Source organism: Streptococcus pluranimalium (genome assembly GCF_047785745.1).
In the GTDB taxonomy this organism is placed as follows: Bacteria; Bacillota; Bacilli; order Lactobacillales; family Streptococcaceae; genus Streptococcus; species Streptococcus pluranimalium_B.
This window is the reverse complement of record NZ_JBLOJT010000197.1, coordinates 1-1,213: the sequence shown is the minus strand read 5'-3', so window position 1 is coordinate 1,213 and position 1,213 is coordinate 1. Positions and strand designations below refer to the sequence as shown.

At 40.1% G+C, this 1,213-nt stretch carries 3 protein-coding genes; all 3 read right to left on the bottom strand.

All coding sequences use genetic code 11. The features are described 5' to 3' along the window. Positions 1-17 precede the first annotated feature (17 nt). The 3 genes from rpsR to rpsF are packed head-to-tail and all read right to left on the bottom strand — an operon-like array spanning position 18 to position 1,085. Positions 18-257, bottom strand: a complete 240-nt coding sequence (gene rpsR, locus ACMZ6U_RS10440; protein WP_000068665.1) for a 30S ribosomal protein S18 — start codon at positions 255-257, stop codon at positions 18-20. A gap of 37 nt (positions 258-294) precedes the next feature. Beyond that, positions 295-783, bottom strand: a complete 489-nt coding sequence (locus ACMZ6U_RS10435) for a single-stranded DNA-binding protein (protein ID WP_416108348.1) — start codon at positions 781-783, stop codon at positions 295-297. 11 nt (positions 784-794) lie between these two features. Next, positions 795-1,085 carry a 30S ribosomal protein S6 gene (gene rpsF / locus ACMZ6U_RS10430; RefSeq protein ID WP_104968489.1) on the bottom strand — a complete coding sequence of 97 codons (291 nt, stop codon included), beginning with the start codon at positions 1,083-1,085 and terminating at the stop codon, positions 795-797. Positions 1,086-1,213: the final 128 nt, after the last annotated feature.

Here is a 1,213-nt window from a genome sequence, read left to right as displayed (position 1 = left end):
GGAAGTGGTCTAACGAATTAGTCTTCGTTAACGTAAGGCATAAGTGCCATAACGCGAGCACGTTTGATTGCTGTTGTTACTTTACGTTGGTTTTTAGCTGAAGTTCCTGTTACACGACGAGGAAGGATTTTCCCACGTTCTGAAACGAAACGGCTAAGAAGTTCTGTATCTTTGTAGTCAACGTATTCAATTTTGTTAGCTGCGATATAATCAACTTTTTTACGGCGCTTGAATCCGCCACGACGTTGTTGAGCCATGTTATTTTCTCCTTATATTATAGTGTTAGTGTTCATCCTAGAACGGTAGATCGTCATCTGAGATATCCATTGGGTTTGAGTTGCCAAATGGGCTCTCGTCTCGACCAAAGTTTGGTGTTTGTGATGAAGATGAAAAAGAGTCGTTTGATGATTGGTTATTATAGCCACCACCATTGTAAGAACTTTGTGAACCACCTTCACGTGTAGCACGGCTTTCCAGCATTTGGAAATTATCCGCAACAACTTCTGTTACGTAAACACGTTGACCTTGTTGATTTTCATAATTACGCGTCTGAATACGTCCAGTGATACCGATTAAGGCACCTTTTTTAGCCCAGTTAGCCAAATTCTCGGCTGGCTGGCGCCAAATCACACAATTAATGAAATCAGCTTCACGTTCACCGTTTTGACTCTTGAAGTTACGGTTAACTGCAAGAGAGAAAGTAGCTACTGCTACATTGCTCGGTGTGTAACGAAGTTCTGCATCTCTGGTCATACGACCAACAAGTACTACATTATTAATCATAAACTACCTTCTTACGCTTCGAGGTTAACGATCATGTGACGAAGAATGTCAGTGTTGATTTTTGAAAGACGGTCAAACTCGTTAAGAGCAACAGCATCTTCAGCTTCAACAGTAACGATGTGGTAAAGACCTTCGCGGAAATCTTTGATTTCGTATGCAAGGCGACGTTTTTCCCAATCTTTTGATTCAACGATAGTAGCACCGTTGTCAGTCAAGATAGAATCAAAACGTTCTACCAAAGCAGTTTTTGCTTCTTCCTCAATGTTCGGACGAATAATATAAAGAATTTCGTATTTAGCCATTGATATTTCCTCCTTTTGGACTAATGACCCCAAGACCTAGCAAGGGGTAAGTGAGGTATTCTCACAAGTTATTATTATAGCAGTTATAGTATCAGATAGCAAGGATTTTCTTTAGACAAAGATCATTT